We start from the raw sequence: 15,726 nt of genomic DNA, 5'->3' as shown, positions 1-15,726 counted from the left end.
TGCCTCCGTTCGAAGAACGTGGGGGAGCCGTTCAGGACTGGCCGCGGCCGCGGTCGCGCGGGGCCCACGGGGTGAGCAGCCGCCCGGCGATCCGCACCACTTCGGAGAAGACGACACCGAGAACCGCCACACACACGATGCCGACGAACATCACGTCGTTCCGGAACAGCGCCCGGGAGTCGAAGATCAGATGGCCGAGTCCGTCGGCGGCCGCGATCTGTTCGGAGGCGACGATGACCAGCACGGCCACCCCCGCTGCGATCCGCGCCCCGACCAGGACCGCGGGCAGTGACGCGGGCAGCAGCACATGCCGGAACATCTGCCGGGGCGAGGCGCCGAAGACCTGCCCGGCGTCACGGTGCCCGACCGGGACGGCGAGCACGGCAGCCATGGTGGAGATCCAGACGAAGAAGAAGACGGTTGCGGCGACCAGGGCGAACTGCGGTCCCTCGCCGAGGCCGAACATGTTGAGGAAGACCGGCAGCAGGGCCAGTTTGGGTACGACGTACAGGGCGTCGAGCAACGGCTCCAGCGCCGCCCGGACGAGCGGGAGCGAGCCCATCAGCAGCCCGAGCGCGTATCCCGCGGCGGTGCCGATCGCATAGCCGCCCAGGACCCGCTTGAGCGTGGCCCACACATCCGGCCACAGCTCACCGGCGCCCGCCCGGTCCCAGCCGTCCGCCAGGATGGTGGAGGGGGCGGGGTAGACCCGCTCGTCGATCCAGGACTGTGCGGCGGCCAGCTGCCAGAGCAGCACCAGCGCCAGCGGTACGGCGACGGCGAGCGCGAGTTCCAGGGCGCGGCGCCTGCGATGGGTCCGTACCGGATGAAGCTCCTGCGGGCCCGGCCTGCGGATCAGCACACCGTCGTCGGGTTTCGTGGCACGCGCGAGGGCGCTCATACCGGGACCGCCTCCCTCCGCACCTCGCCGCGCAGCAGTTCCCACAGCTCGCTCTTCAGCGCGGTGAACTCGGGCGCCGACCGGACCTCGCCGGAGCGTGGGCGGCCGAACGGGGGGCGGCGTTCGGCGATGATCCGCCCCGGTCTGGCGGACATCACCAGCACCCTGTCTCCGAGGACGATCGCCTCTTCGAGGCTGTGGGTGATGAAGACAGTGGTGGTACGGGTGGTCTGGGTGAGGTCGAGCAGCTCGTCCTGGAGGATTGTGCGCAGCTGGGCGTCGAGCGCCGCGAACGGCTCGTCCATCAGCAGCAGTTCGGGCTCGACGGCGAGGGCGCGGGCGATCGCGACCCGCTGCCGCATCCCGCCGGAGAGAGTGGCCGGATACGCCCCCGCGAAGTCCGAGAGCCCCATCCGGGCCAGCCAGTCGCGCGCCCTGGCGTCGGCCTCCTTGCGCGGTACGCGCTGGATGTCGAGGCCGAAGCGGACGTTGGCCAGTACGGTTTTCCAGTCGTAGATCCCGTAGTCCTGGAAGATCATCGCCGCCGGGCGGGACGAGGCCGTACGGATGGACAGCTCGCCGGAGCTGGGGCGGAGCAGCCCGGCGGCGATCCTGAGCAGCGTGGACTTGCCACAGCCGGACGGGCCGACGAGGCAGGTGAACTCGCCCGGCGCGACGGAGAGATCGACGGGGCCGAGGGCGGGCAGGGCCTTGGCTCCGCGTCCGAACGAGCGGGTGAGCGCGTCGGCGCGGAGTTTGGGACTGGTGGCCGGGGTTTCGGGTGGGGTCGGGTGCGGATCTCCCACGAGTCTCTCCTCGCGCGTATCGAGGTGCGGATCCGCCGCGGGGCGGACGTGATCGCCGCCGACGATATGACGACCCGTCAGATTCGGGAAGGGGGTGCGCGCGGCGGGGTCGGGGTGTGCGTCATGTCCCGCGGGTGCTCATGCGGAAGGCCCCGGTGCGAGCGATGCTCGCACCGGGGCCTTCCGTGACAGGAGTCAGGTCGTTGCTGCGCAGTTCGGGCAGGTGCCGCGGTAGGTCACCTCGACGCCCGAGATCGTGAAACCGAACCGCTCGTCGCGCGGCAGATCCGCGAGCGGGTCGCCGGCCGGGTGTACGTCGCGGATGGTGCCGCAGTGCGCGCAGACGAGGTGGTGGTGGGGGCGGTGTGCGTTCGGGTCGTACCGCTTGGCCCGGCGATCCGTGGAGACCTCGATGACCTCGCCGAGCGTCACCATCTCACCCAGGGTGTTGTAGACGGTGGCGCGGGAGATCTCGGGCAGCTTGGCGACGGCCCGGGCATGGACCTCGTCCGCCGTCAGGTGCATGTGGTCCCCGTCGAGGACCTCGGCCACGACGCGCCGCTGGGCCGTCATGCGCCAGCCGCGTCCGCGAAGTCGTTCCAGCAGGTCGCTCATGAGTCAAGCCTAACAGTGGGGGGACCAGGTCCCGAACGGGTGTGACTTTGGATGCTCACTTGACTTGGATTAAGTCCATTGTAGGATCGTGATCGGCATACGCCAAGGGACAAGCTGTGCAGGACATGATGAATGTGCAGGAACGACGCAGGAGGCGCACATGACGCAGGGACCGCTCACCACGGAGGCCGGCGCGCCGGTTGCCGACAACCAGAACAGCCAGACCGCGGGCGTCGGCGGTCCGGTGCTGGTGCAGGACCAGTCGTTGCTGGAGAAGCTCGCGCACTTCAACCGTGAGCGCATTCCGGAGCGCATCGTGCACGCCCGCGGCGCCGGTGCGTACGGCACGTTCACCCTGACCCGCGACGTCTCGCAGTGGACGCGGGCGAAGTTCCTCTCCGGGGTCGGCAAGCAGACCGAGACGTTCCTCCGCTTCTCGACCGTCGCGGGCAACCTCGGCTCCGCCGACGCGGTGCGCGACCCCCGCGGTTTCGCGCTGAAGTTCTACACCGAGGAGGGCAACTACGACCTCGTCGGCAACAACACCCCGGTGTTCTTCATCAAGGACGCCATCAAGTTCCCGGACTTCATCCACACCCAGAAGCGCGACCCGTACACCGGCTCGCAGGAGGCGGACAACGTCTGGGACTTCTGGGGTCTGTCGCCCGAGTCCACCCACCAGGTGACCTGGCTCTTCGGTGACCGCGGGATCCCGGCCACGCTGCGCCACATGAACGGGTACGGCTCGCACACGTACCAGTGGAGCAACGAGGCCGGTGAGGTCTTCTGGGTCAAGTACCACTTCAAGACCGACCAGGGCATCAAGAACCTCACCCAGGCCGAGGCCAACACGCTCGCCGGTGAGGACCCGGACAGCCACCAGCGCGATCTGCGCGAGGCGATCGAGCGCGGCGACTTCCCGTCGTGGACGGTGCAGGTCCAGATCATGCCGGCGGCCGAGGCGGCCACGTACCGCTTCAACCCGTTCGACCTCACCAAGGTGTGGCCGCACGAGGACTACCCGCCGATCGAGATCGGGAAGCTGGAGCTCAACCGCAACCCGGAGAACATCTTCGCCGAGGTCGAGCAGTCGATCTTCAGCCCCGCGCACTTCGTGCCGGGCATCGGTCCGTCCCCCGACAAGATGCTCCAGGGCCGCCTCTTCGCGTACGGCGACGCCCACCGCTACCGCGTCGGCATCAACGCCGACCACCTGCCGGTGAACCGTCCGCACGCCACCGAGGCGCGTACCAACAGCCGCGACGGCTATCTGTACGACGGCCGTCACAAGGGTGCGAAGAACTACGAGCCGAACAGCTTCGGCGGACCGGTCCAGACGGACCGGCCGCTGTGGGAGCCCACCCCGGTCACGGGTGAGATCGGCACGCACGAGGCCCCGAGCCACGCCGAGGACAACGACTTCGTGCAGGCCGGGAACCTCTACCGGCTCTTCTCCGAGGACGAGAAGGCCCGGCTGATCGACAACCTCGCCGGGTTCATCGCCAAGGTGTCGCGCGACGACATCGCCGAGCGCGCGATCAACAACTTCCGCCAGGCGGACGGCGACTTCGGCAAGCGTCTGGAGGCCGCGGTCCAGGCCCTGCGCGGCTGACGGGACGCCTGTCGTCGGCGGTGGGCCGGGCCCCTCTTCGGAGGGGACCGGCCCACCGGTCGTTCAGGGGTTCAGCGGACGAGTTCCGCGCGGTGGCGGCGCCTGGCGGGGGTCCAGCAGCGCAGGATGTCGCGGACCGAGACGATCCCGACGGGTCCGTGGTCGTCCAGCACGATCAGATGGCGGAACCCGCCGTGCGTCATGGCCTCCGCGGCCTCTTCCAGGGTCCAGGTGGGCGCGGCGAAGACCACATCGGTGGTGGTGTGGGCGGAGGCGGTCTCGACATCGGGATTCCGGCCCGAGCCGACCGCGTCGAGGATGTCGCGCTCGGTGAGAATGCCGAGCCCGCTGGTGTCCTGGTCGAGGACGACTGCGGCCCCCACACGCCGGACCGACATCAGCCGGGCGGCGTCGCGGAGCGTATGGGCGGGTCCGATGGTGAGGACCAGTGTGCTCATGGCGTCGCGGACGAGCATGAAGAGAGCCACCTCCTTCGTGAAGCGACCGTATGAGTCGATTCACGAGTTCACAAGCTGGGGGACTCTCAGAGTTGCATCGATGCGGCACCGGGACAAGGGGGGACGGGATCGTCCGAGGGGCGTGCGGTGGTGCGCGCCGCCCCTCGGGGGCGTGATCCGGATCAGTGGCGCCGGTTCGGATCAGTGGCGCCGGTTCAGATAGCCCAGCAGTTCGTGGTGGAGCAGTCCGTTCGAGGCCGCGGCATTGCCGCCGCCGGGGCCGGAGACTCCGTCCAGGCTGGTGAACTTCCCGCCCGCCTCCTGGACGATGATCGCGTTGGCGGCCATGTCCCAGAGCGAGAGCTCCGGCTCCGCGCAGATGTCCACCGATCCCTCGGCGACCATCATGTACGGCCAGAAGTCCCCGTACCCGCGGGTGCGCCAGCAGGCCCTGGTCAGATCCATGAACCCGTCGAGCCGGCCCTGTTCCTCCCAGCCGCTCAGCGACGCGTACGCGAACGAGGCGTCCGCGATCTGCTCCACCTTCGACACCTGCAGCCGGGTCGCGGAGGTCAGACTGCGGCCGGAGAACGCCCCCGCGCCCTCGGCTGCCCACCAGCGCCGGTTGAGCGCCGGCGCCGACACCACGCCGACCACCGGCCGGAAGCCCTCCTCGCCCGCTTCCATCAGCGAGATCAGCGTCGCCCAGACCGGCACACCGCGGACGTAGTTCTTGGTGCCGTCGATCGGGTCGACGACCCAGCGCCGCGGGCCGGTGCCCTCGATTCCGAACTCCTCGCCCAGGATCGCGTCGCGCGGGCGCGCCCGATGGAGGTGACCGCGGATCAGTTCCTCGGCGGCCTTGTCGGCCTCGCTCACCGGAGTCATGTCCGGCTTGGTCTCGACCTTGAGGTCCAGAGCCTTGAACCGGTCCATCGTCGCCGCGTCGGCGGCGTCCGCCAGCACATGGGCGAGGCGCAGATCATCGTGGTAATCGGGCATGCCGTCACAGTATCGACCGCAGGTGAAGAAGAGCCACCGGTACCTCGCGCCGTCCGGACCATTGACAGTCTCCGGGAGCGCGTCAACTCTGGAACGCAGAGCCCTTGGCGCGGGAGGCGACGATGCCCACGGCGCGAGACGCATTGCTGGACGCCGCCCTCGCGGCGCTGGCCACCCTGCCCTGGCCGACGGTGCGCATGGTCGATGTCGCGTCCGCCGCCGGGGTCTCCCGGCAGACCCTCTACAACGAGTTCGGCAGCAAGGACGGCCTGGCCCGCGCCCTCGTCCGGAGAGCGGCCGACGGCTATCTGGCCGGTGTCGAACGGGCGCTGGCATCAGCGGGCGGTACGGGCGACAGGCTGGCCGCCACCGCTGCCTGGACCGTCCGTGCCGTACGTGCGAACGCCCTGGTCAGGGGGTTGCTCACGGGATGCTGGGGGGAGTGGTTACCCCGTCCCGCACACTCCGCCGTGCCGACCGCGTCGCGGGTGCCCGCCCAGCGACGCGCCGACGCGGGGACACCGACGCCCGCCGAACTGCTCGGCCAGGTCAACAGACGCGCGGTGGCCGCCCTCGACGAGGGGCGGCCACCACGCGACCCGGAGATACTGGCCGCGATCTGCGAGATCGCGCTGCGGCTCGCACTGAGCTACGCACTGGTTCCGGCCTCCGGGGAGGCCGGGGCGGGAAGAGAAGGGGAGACCGCGCCGCTGGTGCGCGAGCTGGTGGAACGGCTCCCGGCCGACGGAACGCCGGCCTCCGCCTGAGCAGGCCGGGCCCGTGGCGGCGTGGTGGGCCGGCCGTCCCGGACACCCGTGCACCGGGCGGTCAGTGCGATGAGCCCGAGAGCTGGAGCCCGATCACGCCAACGATCACCAGGGAGATCGAGACCAGCTTGAGGGTGGAGACCACGTCGTCGAGGAAGACCATGCCGTAGATCGCGGTGCCCGCCGCACCGATGCCGGTCCACACCGCGTAGGCGGGTCCCACGTCGAGTTTCTTCAGCGACAGCGTCAGCAGACCGAAGCTGCCGAGGGCGAAGACGCAGAACGCGATGGTCGGCCAGAGCCGGGTGAACCCGTGCGAGAGCTTCAGACAGACGGCGAAGCCGGTCTCCAGGATTCCCGCGACCACGACCAGCAGCCACGCCATCGTCAGTGCCCTCCCACGTAGGTGACCGCGCCTTGCCCCGCTTGATGTGATTATGCACTTACCGGTGTCGGCAGATCGCAAACGTGCCCGGATCAGTCGCCTTCGCGTCGCTCCCGGGTGGAGAGCAGCCGCCGCAGCGAGTCCAGCCGCGCCGGATCGGCGTGGCCGTCCGCCACCCAGGCGTCCAGGGCGCATTCCGGTTCATGGCTGTCGTGGGTGCAGCCGCGCGGGCACTCCTCGGTGCCGGGTTCCAGGTCCAAGAACGCGTGGATCACCCGGGACGGGTCGATGTGGTTCAGCCCGAAGGAGCGGACGCCGGGGGTGTCGATCACCCAGCCGCGGTAGTCGGGCAGGGGGAGCGCCAGCGCCGATGTGGTGGTGTGCCGGCCACGCCCGGTGACCGCGTTGACGACCCCCGTCGTACGCCGTCGGTCCTTCGGCACAAGTGCGTTGACCAGCGTCGTCTTCCCGACACCGGAGTGCCCGACGAAGGCCGTGACCCGGTCGTTCAGCTGCTCGCGGACCCGTTCGGCCGCGTCGCCGTTCTCCAGCTCCTCGCGGCTGGTGACGATGAACGGGACGCCCAGCGGGGTGTACGCCTCCAGCAGTTTGTCCGGGGAGGCCAGGTCGGACTTGGTGAGGACGAGGAGCGGGGAGAGCCCGCCGTCGTACGCGGCGACGAGACAGCGGTCGATCATTCGCGGGCGGGGTTCCGGATCGGCCAGTGCGGTGACGATCGCCAGCTGGTCGGCGTTGGCGACGACCACCCGCTCGAACGGATCGTCGTCGTCCGCGGTCCGGCGCAGCACCGAGCGGCGCTCACCGATGCGGACGATGCGGGCGAGGGTGTCCTTGTCGCCGGAGAGATCGCCGACGAGGGAGACGGTGTCACCCACCACGGCGGCCTTCCGGCCCAGCTCGCGGGCCTTCATCGCCACGACCGTACGGCCGTCGACGAGGCAGGTGAGGCGGCCCCGGTCGACGGTGAGGACCATGCCGTCCTCGGCGTCCTCGTGCTTGGGGCGGGTGTGCGTACGAGGCCGGTTGCCCTTCGGGTTGGGACGGAACCGGATGTCGTCCTCGTCGGGGTTCTTGCCGTAGCGGCGCATCTCTCAGGCCCCGAGCATTCCGGTCCACATCTGCGGGAAGTCCGGCAGGGTCTTGGCGGTCGTCGCCACGTTCTCGATCTCCACTCCGGGGACGGCAAGGCCGATGATCGACCCCGCGGTGGCCATCCGGTGGTCGTCGTACGTATGGAAGGTACCGCCGTGCAGCGGTCGCGGGCGGATGTGGAGCCCGTCGGCGGTCTCGGTGACATCGCCGCCGAGCTCGTTGATCTCCTTGGTGAGTGCGGCGAGCCGGTCCGTCTCGTGCAGCCGCAGATGGGCGACGCCGCTCAGGGTGGACGGGCCGTCGGCGAGGGCGGCGACCGCCGCGATGCCCGGGGTGAGCTCGCCGACCTCGCCGAGGTCGACGTCGATGCCGTGGACCCGGCCCGAACCGGTGAAGGTGAGGCCGCGCTCGGTCAGCTCGCAGCTGCCGCCCATCGCGGTGAAGATCTCCCGCAGGGCGTCGCCCGGCTGGGTGGTGCGCTCGGGCCAGTCGGGAATGGTGACCCGGCCGCCGGTGACCAGTGCGGCCGCGAGGAACGGCTGGGCGTTGGAGAGGTCGGGCTCGATGGTCAGATCGCGGCCGAGCAGGGCGGAGTGGGAGACCCGCCAGACGTTCGGCTCGCCGCCCGTCTCCGGCTCGTCGACCTGCGCGCCGACGGCCCGCAGCATGTCGACGGTCATCCGGATGTGCGGCATCGAGGGGAGCCTGGCGCCGGTGTGGCGCACCTCCACCCCCTGGTTGAAGCGCGGCGCCGACAGCAGCAGCGCCGAGACGAACTGGGAGGACGAGGAGGCGTCGATCGCCACCGTTCCGCCGTCCAGCACGCCGCTGCCGTGCACGGTCATCGGCAGCGAACCGCGTCCGTCGTCGTCGATCCGGGCGCCGAGCACCCGCAGCGCGTCGATCACACCGTTCAGCGGGCGCTCGTACGAACGGGGGTCGCCGTCGAAGTGGACCGGGCCGTCGGCGAGGGTCGCGACCGGCGGCAGGAAGCGCATGACCGTCCCGGCATTGCCGACGTCGATCGTGGTCGGGCCGTGCAGTCCGGCCGGGATGACCCGCCAGGCCTCGCCGGAGCCGTCCGGGCCGACGCCCTCCTCGATGCCGACGCCCATCGCGCGCAGCGCCTCGGCCATCAGCAGGGTGTCGCGGGAGCGCAGCGGGCGGCGCAGCCAGCCGGGCTCGGCGGCGAGAGCGGCGAGGACGAGCGCGCGATTGGTGACCGATTTCGATCCGGGCACGGTGACGGTCGCATCGACGGCTCCGGTCGCATGCGGGGCGGGCCAGAGGGCGGGGTGCACGGGACTTTCGGTCATGGACCTCACTTTAGTGGCTCACCGCAAACCCGAATCTCGATCAAATGGGCCGAAACGGGGCGTAGCGCATGTGTGGTACGCGGAGCCGTACGGACCGGCCCTCGTCGGCCGGAGGGCCGGCCCTCAGCTGCCGAGCAGCCAGCGCCCGCCGCCGATCAGCGAGCAGAGCGACACCGCGTGGAAGAGGAACAGCCAGAGCGCGGCCGGCACGTCCGTCAGCCGCGACAGCTGGTCCGCGTCCGAGTCCGGCGCACCCCCGTGCCGCCGCTTCGACTGGAGCTCGAAGACCGGGCGCACGCCGCCGAGCAGCAGGAACCAGACCACGGTGTAGGCGAACAACGACTGCACGGCGGGCGAGGCCAGCCAGGACACCAGCAGGAAGGCCGATCCGGTGAAGATCACCGCCAGCGCCCCGTACACATTGCGGATCGTCACCAGCATCACCGCGAGCAGCGCGGTGGCCAGCCAGAGGAACAGCGTGATCCGGCCCGCGACCAGCAGCCATGCCCCGCCCAGGCCCAGCAGGGGCGGTGCGGTGTAGCCCGCCGCCGCGGTCAGGATCATCCCGATGCCGGTCGGCCTGCCGCGGCTGACCGTCAGCCCGCTGGTGTCCGAGTGCAGCCGGATGCCGGACAGCTGCCGTCCGGTGCACAGCGCGATCAGCCCGTGGCCGCCCTCGTGCGCGATGGTGATCGCGTTGCGGGCCGGCCGCCATATCGGGTTCGGCACGACGGCGATCAGCGCGAGCGCACCGGTCACCACCACCAGCCACTGCTCGGGGAGGGGCTGGGTGCCGAAGACGCGGTCCCACAGATTGCCCAGATCGGTGCTGTCCATGGTGGGGCGGCTCCTTGCGGTATCGATGTCCTGCCGTCGTGATGGTCGTGGCAGTCTGGCACTCATGTGCGGACGGTATGCAGCGAGCCGGCGGCCCGAGGACCTGACCGGACTCTTCCGGGTCGAGAAGTGGGAACCGGCAAAGACCTTGGCGCCCGATTGGAACGTGGCGCCGACCAAGGAGGTCTACGCCGTACTGGAACGTCCCTTGAAAGACGCAGACGACCGGCGTCCGGTTCGCCAGTTGCGCGCTCTGAAGTGGGGGCTCGTGCCGTCCTGGGCGAAATCCCCCGAGGGAGCCGCGCGCATGATCAACGCCCGTGCGGAGACCGTCCACGAGAAGCCGTCCTTCCGCCGCCCCTTCGTCTCCCGGCGCTGCATCCTGCCCGCCGACGGCTACTACGAGTGGGTCACCGGCGCGGACGAACGGCAGCTGGAGGAGAAGGGGAGGAAGAAGCGGCCGCGCAAGCAGCCGTACTTCGTGACACCCGCCGACGGATCGGTCTTCACGATGGCCGGGCTGTACGAGTTCTGGCGCGACCGGACCCTGCCCGACGACCACCCGGCGGCCTGGTGGGCGACCTGCTCCGTGATCACGACCGAGGCCGAGACCACCCCGCTCGCCGTCGCCCCCGCCGAGGGCCCGGCCGCACTCGCCGACATCCACCCCCGGATGCCGCTGATGCTGACCCCGGACCGCTGGGACGACTGGCTCGACCCGTCGCGCACCGACGTCGGGGAACTGCGGGCACTGCTCGCGCCGCCGCCGGGTGGGCTGATGCGGGCCTACCCGGTCGCCACGGCCGTCAGCAACGTCCGCAACAACGGCCCCGAACTGCTGGAGGAGCTGGCCGCGCCGGAGGCGGGCACGCTCTTCTGATTGCTCACCGGGAAGGATGGGGCGCGTGACCACCATCAAAACAGGCCGTGAACGTGAGACCGAGACGGTCGACACCGAAGCCGGGCCGGCCAGGATCACCTGGTGCCCGGCGACGAACACACAGGGTGCCCGGCTGGTGCTCGCCGTCGGCCACGGCGCGGGCGGCGGCGTGGAGACCCGTGATCTCCGGGCCCTGGCCGCCGCGCTGCCCGCCCACGGGGTGACCGTTGCCCTGGTGGAGCAGCCGTGGCGGGTCGCCGGGAAGAAGGTCGCCCCCGCCCCGAAGACCCTGGACACCGGGTGGCGGGGCCTGTGGCCCGCACTTACCGTCCCCGGGCTGCCCGTCGTCGCGGGAGGGCGCAGCGCCGGGGCGAGGGTGGCCTGCCGGACGGCGACGGAGCTCGGCGCCCACGCCGTCCTCGCGCTCGCCTTCCCGCTGCACCCGCCGGGAAAGCCGGAGAAGTCCCGCGGGGACGAGCTCCTCGGGACCGGCGTACCCACGCTCGTCGTCCAGGGCGGCAACGACCCGTTCGGGCGGCCCGCCGAATTCCCTCCGGGGGAGTACGAGCTCACCGAGGTGCCGTACGCCGACCACGGGTTCGCCGTACCGAAGAAGTCCGGACCGACCGAGGAACGGGCGATGGAGATCCTGACCACCGCCGTGACCGGATGGCTGTCCGCGCTCGTGTGACGTACCCCCGGGAATGTTGAGCCAGGGGCCGCTGTTGTGCGTGTCATCGGTTACATCAACGTCGTACGTGGAGAGGGAGTCCGTCGCATGGGTTCGACCATCTGCCCGCGCCGCTCGAACGCCGCTGACCTGGAGTGGACGGTCCTGCATGCGGCCAAGACCACTCCCGAGCGGGCACTGAGCGGATCGGATCGACAGCCCGCCTCGAAGCAAGGTCGACTATTCTCCGATTCGAGCGGGTCCGGTTTCGGCTCCGCCACAGCGTTGGAGGAGGTGGGTCCGGTCACTGGGACCGACACAGGGACCGACGACGGCCGTGCGCAGGAGACGACCGCCGAGCGCAACGCGCGCTTCGAGCGGGACGCTCTCGGTTTCCTCGACCAGATGTACTCGGCCGCGCTGCGCATGACGCGCAACCCGGCGGACGCCGAGGACCTGGTCCAGGAGACCTATGCCAAGGCGTACGGCTCCTTCCACCAGTTCCGCGAGGGCACGAACCTCAAGGCGTGGATGTACCGCATCCTCACCAACACGTTCATCAACTCGTACCGCAAGAAGCAGCGTGAACCTCAGCGCAGCGCCGCCGAAGAGATCGAGGACTGGCAGCTGGCGCGCGCCGAGTCGCACATGTCGACCGGTCTGCGCTCCGCCGAGTCGCAGGCGCTCGACCACCTGCCGGACTCGGATGTGAAGTCCGCTCTGCAGGCGATCCCCGAAGAGTTCCGCATCGCCGTGTATCTCGCCGATGTTGAGGGCTTTGCCTACAAGGAGATCGCGGACATCATGGGGACTCCCATCGGTACGGTGATGTCCCGACTGCACCGGGGCCGCCGCCAACTGCGCGGCATGCTGGAGGACTACGCCCGTGAGCGCGGGCTCGTCCCGGCCGGTGCCGGAGAGTCGGGCGATCGGAAAGGCTCGGGCTCATGAGCTGCGGAGAGCCGCACGAGACGGACTGCTCAGAGGTCCTCGATCATCTGTATGAGTTTCTCGACCACGAGATGCCCGACAGTGACTGCACCAAGTTCGAGGTGCACTTCGAGGAGTGCTCCCCGTGCCTGGAGAAGTACGGCCTGGAACAGGCCGTGAAGAAGCTGGTGAAACGCTGCTGCGGCCAGGACGACGTGCCGAGCGATCTGCGTTCCAAGGTGATGGGCAGGATCGACCTGATCCGCTCGGGGCAGGCGGTGCCCGAGCAGGATGTGACGGCGTCGGATTCCGGTCAGCCGACCGCCGCCAAGGAATGATGCCCGGCGGGCGCCACGCGTAGGGGCGCCGCCTAAGGGCTGTCCCGTAATCCCTGGCGGGCGCACGACGACAGCTACTTCCCCAAGCTCTCGGCTGCGCTCGAGCAGGGGAGGCCCCATCCTCGCCGCGTTGTCGGAACGTCCGAATACATCCAGTATGCGGACGTCCCTCCGCCTTGCGATGCACCGCATCTGACGCCGCGCGCTGATCCACCAGGGATTACGGGACAGCCCTTAGTAACCCACATTTCCGGTACTTCACCCGAATGTGCTAATCCGGCTCGTTGGCCGTCGGCCGCACACACAACTCGCTAGCGTGACGCCTCCATTGACCACGGTGGAGGGTAGGCGCGGGTTGGGAGCCACACGCGGGGCGGCGCGCGCGTACATCCTGCTGGCCACGGTCGGCGCCGTGCTCTGCGTGCTTCCCGCCCTGCGCACGGGCGCCGGGACGCCGTGGGCCACCGTCGGACTGCTCACCGGGCTCTATCTGGCCTGCGAACTCCCCGAGCGCTGCCCCTGCTTCGGCGGCTCCGTGCCGACCGGTGCCGGATCGTTCTTTCCGCTGCTGCTCGCCGCCTCCTTCCTGCTGCCGCCCGCCGCGGCCGCCCTGGTCGCGATCCCCGGCTCGCTGGCCGGCCGGGTAGAGACACCGCCCGCCGCCGCCCGGCGCGTCTGGCGGGCGGCGCGGCTCGCCGTCACCGTCTGGGCGGCCTCGTCCGTCCACGGCCTGCTCGGCGGCGCCGCCACGCTCGGCGGTACCGGCCCCGGCCGGACCCCCGAATTCCCGTACGCCCTGCTGCCCGCCTGCGCCGCCGCCCTGGTCTTCGGTCTCGTCCTGGCCGTCCTGGACGGCTCCGTCCTGGTCGCGGCTGAACGGCTGCCCCTGCGGTGTGCCTGGGGCGGACTGCTGACCCGCTCACCGGGGCCACATCTGGTGCACGGGCTCGCCGGGCTGATGATGGCCGTCCTGTGGCGCGGCCCGTACGGACCGCTGTCCGCGCTCATCGTCCTGCTGCCGATGTACATCTCCTGCTGGGCCTTCGCCCAGTACCACCGCGAGCACGCCGCGCACCGCGCCACCATCAGGGCCCTGGTGCAGGCCGTCGACATCAAGGACACGTACACCCGCGGCCACAGCGAACGGGTCGGCCGGGCCTGCGTCCTCATGGCCCGCGAACTGGGCATGGACCGGGGCCGCCTGGAAGTCCTCCGGTTCGCCGGCATCCTGCACGACGTCGGCAAGCTCGGCGTCCCCACCCGAGTGCTCCGCAAGGACGGACCGCTCACCCCGGAGGAACGGCGGGTGATCGAACTGCATCCGGAGTACGGGCACGAGATCGTCCGCGGTATCGGCTTCCTCGGCGAGGCGCGGGCCGCGATCCTGCACCACCACGAACGGCTCGACGGCAGCGGCTACCCGTACGGGCTCAGCGGCCGGGCGATCCCCGAGTTCGCCCGGATCGTCGCGGTGGCCGACGCCTTCGACGCGATGACGTCGACCCGGTCGTACCGGCGGGGGAGGCCGGTGCCCGCGGCGCTGGAGGAGCTGAAACGGTGCGCCGGGACCCAGTTCGATCCGCGGATGGTGTGGGCGCTGGTGCGGGCCCTGGACCGGCACGGGTGGTCGGCGACGACGGTGGTCACGGCGGACGAGGCGATTCCGCGGCCGCGGCGGGAGGAGGCGCCCGGCCCTGCGGCCCCCGCTCCCGCGCCGGTCGCCGACGGGTCCGGCCAGATCGCCCCGGGGCCGCAGCCGTCCGCGGAACGTCACCGGTGACCCGGGCCCGCTCCCGGTGGACGGCACCGCCGCGCGCTGTCCTCGCCGTCCGTGGCGGCGCCGCCGTGCTCGCCCTCGCCGGGCTCGGCCACACCCTCTGGGACGGTGTCCACGAACCCGGCCACGCCCTCGCCTTCGGGGTGCTCATCGCCGTCGGCGAAGTGGCCCGCCGGGGCGCGCCGCCCGAAGAACGCGAGCCCGCACCGCTCGGAACGGCCGGCGCACTCGCGTACGCCCTCCTCGGCCGCAGCGGCGGCGCACCCACCACCCACGGCGTCCTCCAGGTGATCGCCGTACTCGTCGCGGCGCAGCTCCTCGCCCGGGTGCCCCAGGTGGCGCGCGGCAGCGACCCCGCGCCCGACCGGGCGGCCCGGCGCATCCTGGCCGTCACATTCGCCGCCGTGTGCTTCCAGCCGCTGTACAACTCCGCCCACGCCGCGGACCAGTTCGGCGCAGGCCCGTACTACGTGCTCTTCATGCTCCTGCTGCTCGTGCTGACCGCTCTGTGCGACGCGGTGCTCGCCGCCCTGCTGCTGCGCTCGCGCACCGTCCCCCATGGCTTCAAGAGCATGGGCGGTACCCCCCTCCCGTACGGGCCGCTGCTCCGTGACGAGCTGCGCGCGCTCGTCGGCATCGGCTCGGCGGTCTGCGCGACCGGGGTCGTGATGGCCCTCGGGGTCGCCGTCGCCGGGCTGTGGGCGCTGCCCGTCCTGTGCGTACCGCTGCTGCTGACCCAGATCTCGTTCCGCCGGGTCGCCGCCGTGCGCACCACCTACCGGCAGACGATCACCTCGCTCGCCCGTGCCACCGAGATCGCCGGGTACACCCCGCACGGGCATGCCCGCAGGGTCGCGACGCTCTGCACGGCCGTCGGCCGTGAACTGGGGCTCTCCGGGCGTGAGCTGACCGTGCTGGAATACGCGGCCCTGATGCACGACATCGGCCAGCTCTCCCTCGTCGACCCCGTCCCGGACGGGGCGACGGCCACCCTGCCCGCCATCGAGCAGCGCCGGATCGCGCTGCTCGGCGGGGCAGTGGTCCGGCAGACCGGGGTGGACACCGAAGTCGCGGTTGTGGTGGAACGGCAGGCCGACCCCTACCGCGAGCAGCCGATTTCCGCCAGGATCGTCAGGGTCGTCAACGCATACGACGACCTCTGCGGGGAAGGTCTGTCCGGGCCGCTGGGCGCACTGGAACGACTCAGGCTCGGGACCGGCCGCGACTACCAGCCCGAGGTCGTGGAATCACTGGCCCGGGTCCTGACCCGGGGCGGTCCGGCCCCCGTCCTGCACGGGTAACCCATGGGTAATGAGCGG

Annotated in this window: 17 protein-coding genes; 8 read left to right on the top strand and 9 right to left on the bottom strand. The window is 70.8% G+C overall.

The window, feature by feature from the left end; genetic code table 11:
- Positions 1-31: 31 nt before the first annotated feature.
- The 3 genes from ACF08M_RS18630 to ACF08M_RS18620 all read right to left on the bottom strand — a co-directional run bounded on the left by ACF08M_RS18630 (position 32) and on the right by ACF08M_RS18620 (position 2,322).
- Complete coding sequence (locus ACF08M_RS18630; protein WP_392186313.1) at positions 32-901, bottom strand: ABC transporter permease; 870 nt, start codon at positions 899-901, stop codon at positions 32-34.
- Positions 898-1,707: an ABC transporter ATP-binding protein gene (locus ACF08M_RS18625; RefSeq protein ID WP_392186312.1), complete on the bottom strand. Its 810-nt coding sequence runs from the start codon at positions 1,705-1,707 to the stop codon at positions 898-900. The genes ACF08M_RS18630 and ACF08M_RS18625 overlap by 4 nt, the downstream gene beginning before the upstream one ends.
- Positions 1,708-1,902: 195 nt before the next feature.
- Positions 1,903-2,322 carry a Fur family transcriptional regulator gene (locus tag ACF08M_RS18620; RefSeq protein WP_392186311.1) on the bottom strand — a complete coding sequence of 140 codons (420 nt, stop codon included), beginning with the start codon at positions 2,320-2,322 and terminating at the stop codon, positions 1,903-1,905.
- Positions 2,323-2,482: 160 nt separating this feature from the next.
- On the opposite strand from ACF08M_RS18620, the gene ACF08M_RS18615 reads away from it, so the two are divergent.
- Complete coding sequence (locus ACF08M_RS18615; RefSeq protein WP_392186310.1) at positions 2,483-3,934, top strand: catalase; 1,452 nt, start codon at positions 2,483-2,485, stop codon at positions 3,932-3,934.
- 71 nt (positions 3,935-4,005) lie between these two features.
- Here the strand turns inward: ACF08M_RS18615 and ACF08M_RS18610 are convergent, their stop codons facing one another.
- Positions 4,006-4,410, bottom strand: a complete 405-nt coding sequence (locus ACF08M_RS18610) for a cyclic nucleotide-binding/CBS domain-containing protein (RefSeq protein WP_392186351.1) — start codon at positions 4,408-4,410, stop codon at positions 4,006-4,008.
- A 183-nt stretch (positions 4,411-4,593) separates the two neighbouring features.
- Positions 4,594-5,394, bottom strand: a complete 801-nt coding sequence (gene hisN, locus ACF08M_RS18605; protein WP_392186309.1) for a histidinol-phosphatase — start codon at positions 5,392-5,394, stop codon at positions 4,594-4,596.
- Between the two features lie 122 nt (positions 5,395-5,516).
- Between hisN and ACF08M_RS18600 the strand changes: the two genes are divergently transcribed.
- Positions 5,517-6,161 (top strand): TetR/AcrR family transcriptional regulator, encoded by a 645-nt coding sequence (locus ACF08M_RS18600; RefSeq protein ID WP_392186308.1) that lies wholly within the window; start codon positions 5,517-5,519, stop codon positions 6,159-6,161.
- Positions 6,162-6,222: 61 nt separating this feature from the next.
- Here ACF08M_RS18600 and ACF08M_RS18595 read toward each other — a convergent pair whose 3' ends face one another.
- The 4 genes from ACF08M_RS18595 to ACF08M_RS18580 all read right to left on the bottom strand — a co-directional run bounded on the left by ACF08M_RS18595 (position 6,223) and on the right by ACF08M_RS18580 (position 9,812).
- The gene (locus ACF08M_RS18595; protein ID WP_362200667.1) at positions 6,223-6,546 is read right to left on the bottom strand and encodes a multidrug efflux SMR transporter; all 324 of its coding nucleotides are present in this window, start codon (positions 6,544-6,546) and stop codon (positions 6,223-6,225) included.
- A gap of 92 nt (positions 6,547-6,638) precedes the next feature.
- Complete coding sequence (rsgA, locus tag ACF08M_RS18590; RefSeq protein WP_392186307.1) at positions 6,639-7,655, bottom strand: ribosome small subunit-dependent GTPase A; 1,017 nt, start codon at positions 7,653-7,655, stop codon at positions 6,639-6,641.
- A gap of 3 nt (positions 7,656-7,658) precedes the next feature.
- Positions 7,659-8,975: a 3-phosphoshikimate 1-carboxyvinyltransferase gene (aroA, locus tag ACF08M_RS18585; protein ID WP_392186306.1), complete on the bottom strand. Its 1,317-nt coding sequence runs from the start codon at positions 8,973-8,975 to the stop codon at positions 7,659-7,661.
- 123 nt (positions 8,976-9,098) lie between these two features.
- Complete coding sequence (locus ACF08M_RS18580) at positions 9,099-9,812, bottom strand: M50 family metallopeptidase (protein ID WP_392186305.1); 714 nt, start codon at positions 9,810-9,812, stop codon at positions 9,099-9,101.
- 64 nt (positions 9,813-9,876) lie between these two features.
- Here ACF08M_RS18580 and ACF08M_RS18575 point away from each other — a divergent pair, with 64 nt between their 5' ends.
- The 6 genes from ACF08M_RS18575 (at position 9,877) to ACF08M_RS18550 (ending at position 15,708) form a co-directional block, all read left to right on the top strand.
- Positions 9,877-10,692, top strand: coding sequence for an SOS response-associated peptidase (locus ACF08M_RS18575; RefSeq protein WP_392186304.1), 816 nt, complete (start codon positions 9,877-9,879; stop codon positions 10,690-10,692).
- Positions 10,693-10,726: 34 nt separating this feature from the next.
- Positions 10,727-11,383, top strand: coding sequence for an alpha/beta family hydrolase (locus tag ACF08M_RS18570; protein WP_392186350.1), 657 nt, complete (start codon positions 10,727-10,729; stop codon positions 11,381-11,383).
- Between the two features lie 273 nt (positions 11,384-11,656).
- Entirely contained in the window at positions 11,657-12,313 is a 657-nt protein-coding gene (locus ACF08M_RS18565; RefSeq protein WP_392186349.1) for a sigma-70 family RNA polymerase sigma factor, read from the top strand.
- Positions 12,310-12,630, top strand: coding sequence for a mycothiol system anti-sigma-R factor (gene rsrA, locus ACF08M_RS18560; RefSeq protein WP_392186303.1), 321 nt, complete (start codon positions 12,310-12,312; stop codon positions 12,628-12,630). Before ACF08M_RS18565 ends, rsrA begins: the two co-directional genes overlap by 4 nt.
- A 355-nt stretch (positions 12,631-12,985) precedes the next feature.
- Positions 12,986-14,410, top strand: coding sequence for an HD-GYP domain-containing protein (locus tag ACF08M_RS18555; RefSeq protein ID WP_392186302.1), 1,425 nt, complete (start codon positions 12,986-12,988; stop codon positions 14,408-14,410).
- The gene (locus tag ACF08M_RS18550; protein ID WP_392186301.1) at positions 14,407-15,708 is read left to right on the top strand and encodes an HD-GYP domain-containing protein; all 1,302 of its coding nucleotides are present in this window, start codon (positions 14,407-14,409) and stop codon (positions 15,706-15,708) included. Before ACF08M_RS18555 ends, ACF08M_RS18550 begins: the two co-directional genes overlap by 4 nt.
- The last annotated feature ends 18 nt before the right edge of the window (positions 15,709-15,726 follow it).

This window comes from Streptomyces sp. NPDC015032 (genome assembly GCF_043080425.1).
In the GTDB taxonomy this organism is placed as follows: domain Bacteria; phylum Actinomycetota; class Actinomycetes; order Streptomycetales; family Streptomycetaceae; genus Streptomyces.
The sequence above is the reverse complement of the archived record's forward strand: the minus strand, read 5'-3'. Positions and strand labels throughout refer to the sequence as shown.

Excerpts from the sequence above, each read along its gene's own strand:
- ACF08M_RS18630 (WP_392186313.1), bottom strand. The coding sequence starts at position 901 with ATGAGCGCCCTCGCGCGTGCCACGAAACCCGACGACGGTGTGCTGATC.
- ACF08M_RS18620 (WP_392186311.1), bottom strand. The coding sequence starts at position 2,322 with ATGAGCGACCTGCTGGAACGACTTCGCGGACGCGGCTGGCGCATGACG.
- ACF08M_RS18615 (WP_392186310.1), top strand. The coding sequence starts at position 2,483 with ATGACGCAGGGACCGCTCACCACGGAGGCCGGCGCGCCGGTTGCCGAC.
- ACF08M_RS18610 (WP_392186351.1), bottom strand. The coding sequence starts at position 4,410 with ATGCTCGTCCGCGACGCCATGAGCACACTGGTCCTCACCATCGGACCC.
- hisN (WP_392186309.1), bottom strand. The coding sequence starts at position 5,394 with ATGCCCGATTACCACGATGATCTGCGCCTCGCCCATGTGCTGGCGGAC.
- ACF08M_RS18600 (WP_392186308.1), top strand. The coding sequence starts at position 5,517 with ATGCCCACGGCGCGAGACGCATTGCTGGACGCCGCCCTCGCGGCGCTG.
- ACF08M_RS18595 (WP_362200667.1), bottom strand. The coding sequence starts at position 6,546 with ATGGCGTGGCTGCTGGTCGTGGTCGCGGGAATCCTGGAGACCGGCTTC.
- rsgA (WP_392186307.1), bottom strand. The coding sequence starts at position 7,655 with ATGCGCCGCTACGGCAAGAACCCCGACGAGGACGACATCCGGTTCCGT.
- aroA (WP_392186306.1), bottom strand. The coding sequence starts at position 8,975 with ATGACCGAAAGTCCCGTGCACCCCGCCCTCTGGCCCGCCCCGCATGCG.
- ACF08M_RS18580 (WP_392186305.1), bottom strand. The coding sequence starts at position 9,812 with ATGGACAGCACCGATCTGGGCAATCTGTGGGACCGCGTCTTCGGCACC.
- ACF08M_RS18575 (WP_392186304.1), top strand. The coding sequence starts at position 9,877 with ATGTGCGGACGGTATGCAGCGAGCCGGCGGCCCGAGGACCTGACCGGA.
- rsrA (WP_392186303.1), top strand. The coding sequence starts at position 12,310 with ATGAGCTGCGGAGAGCCGCACGAGACGGACTGCTCAGAGGTCCTCGAT.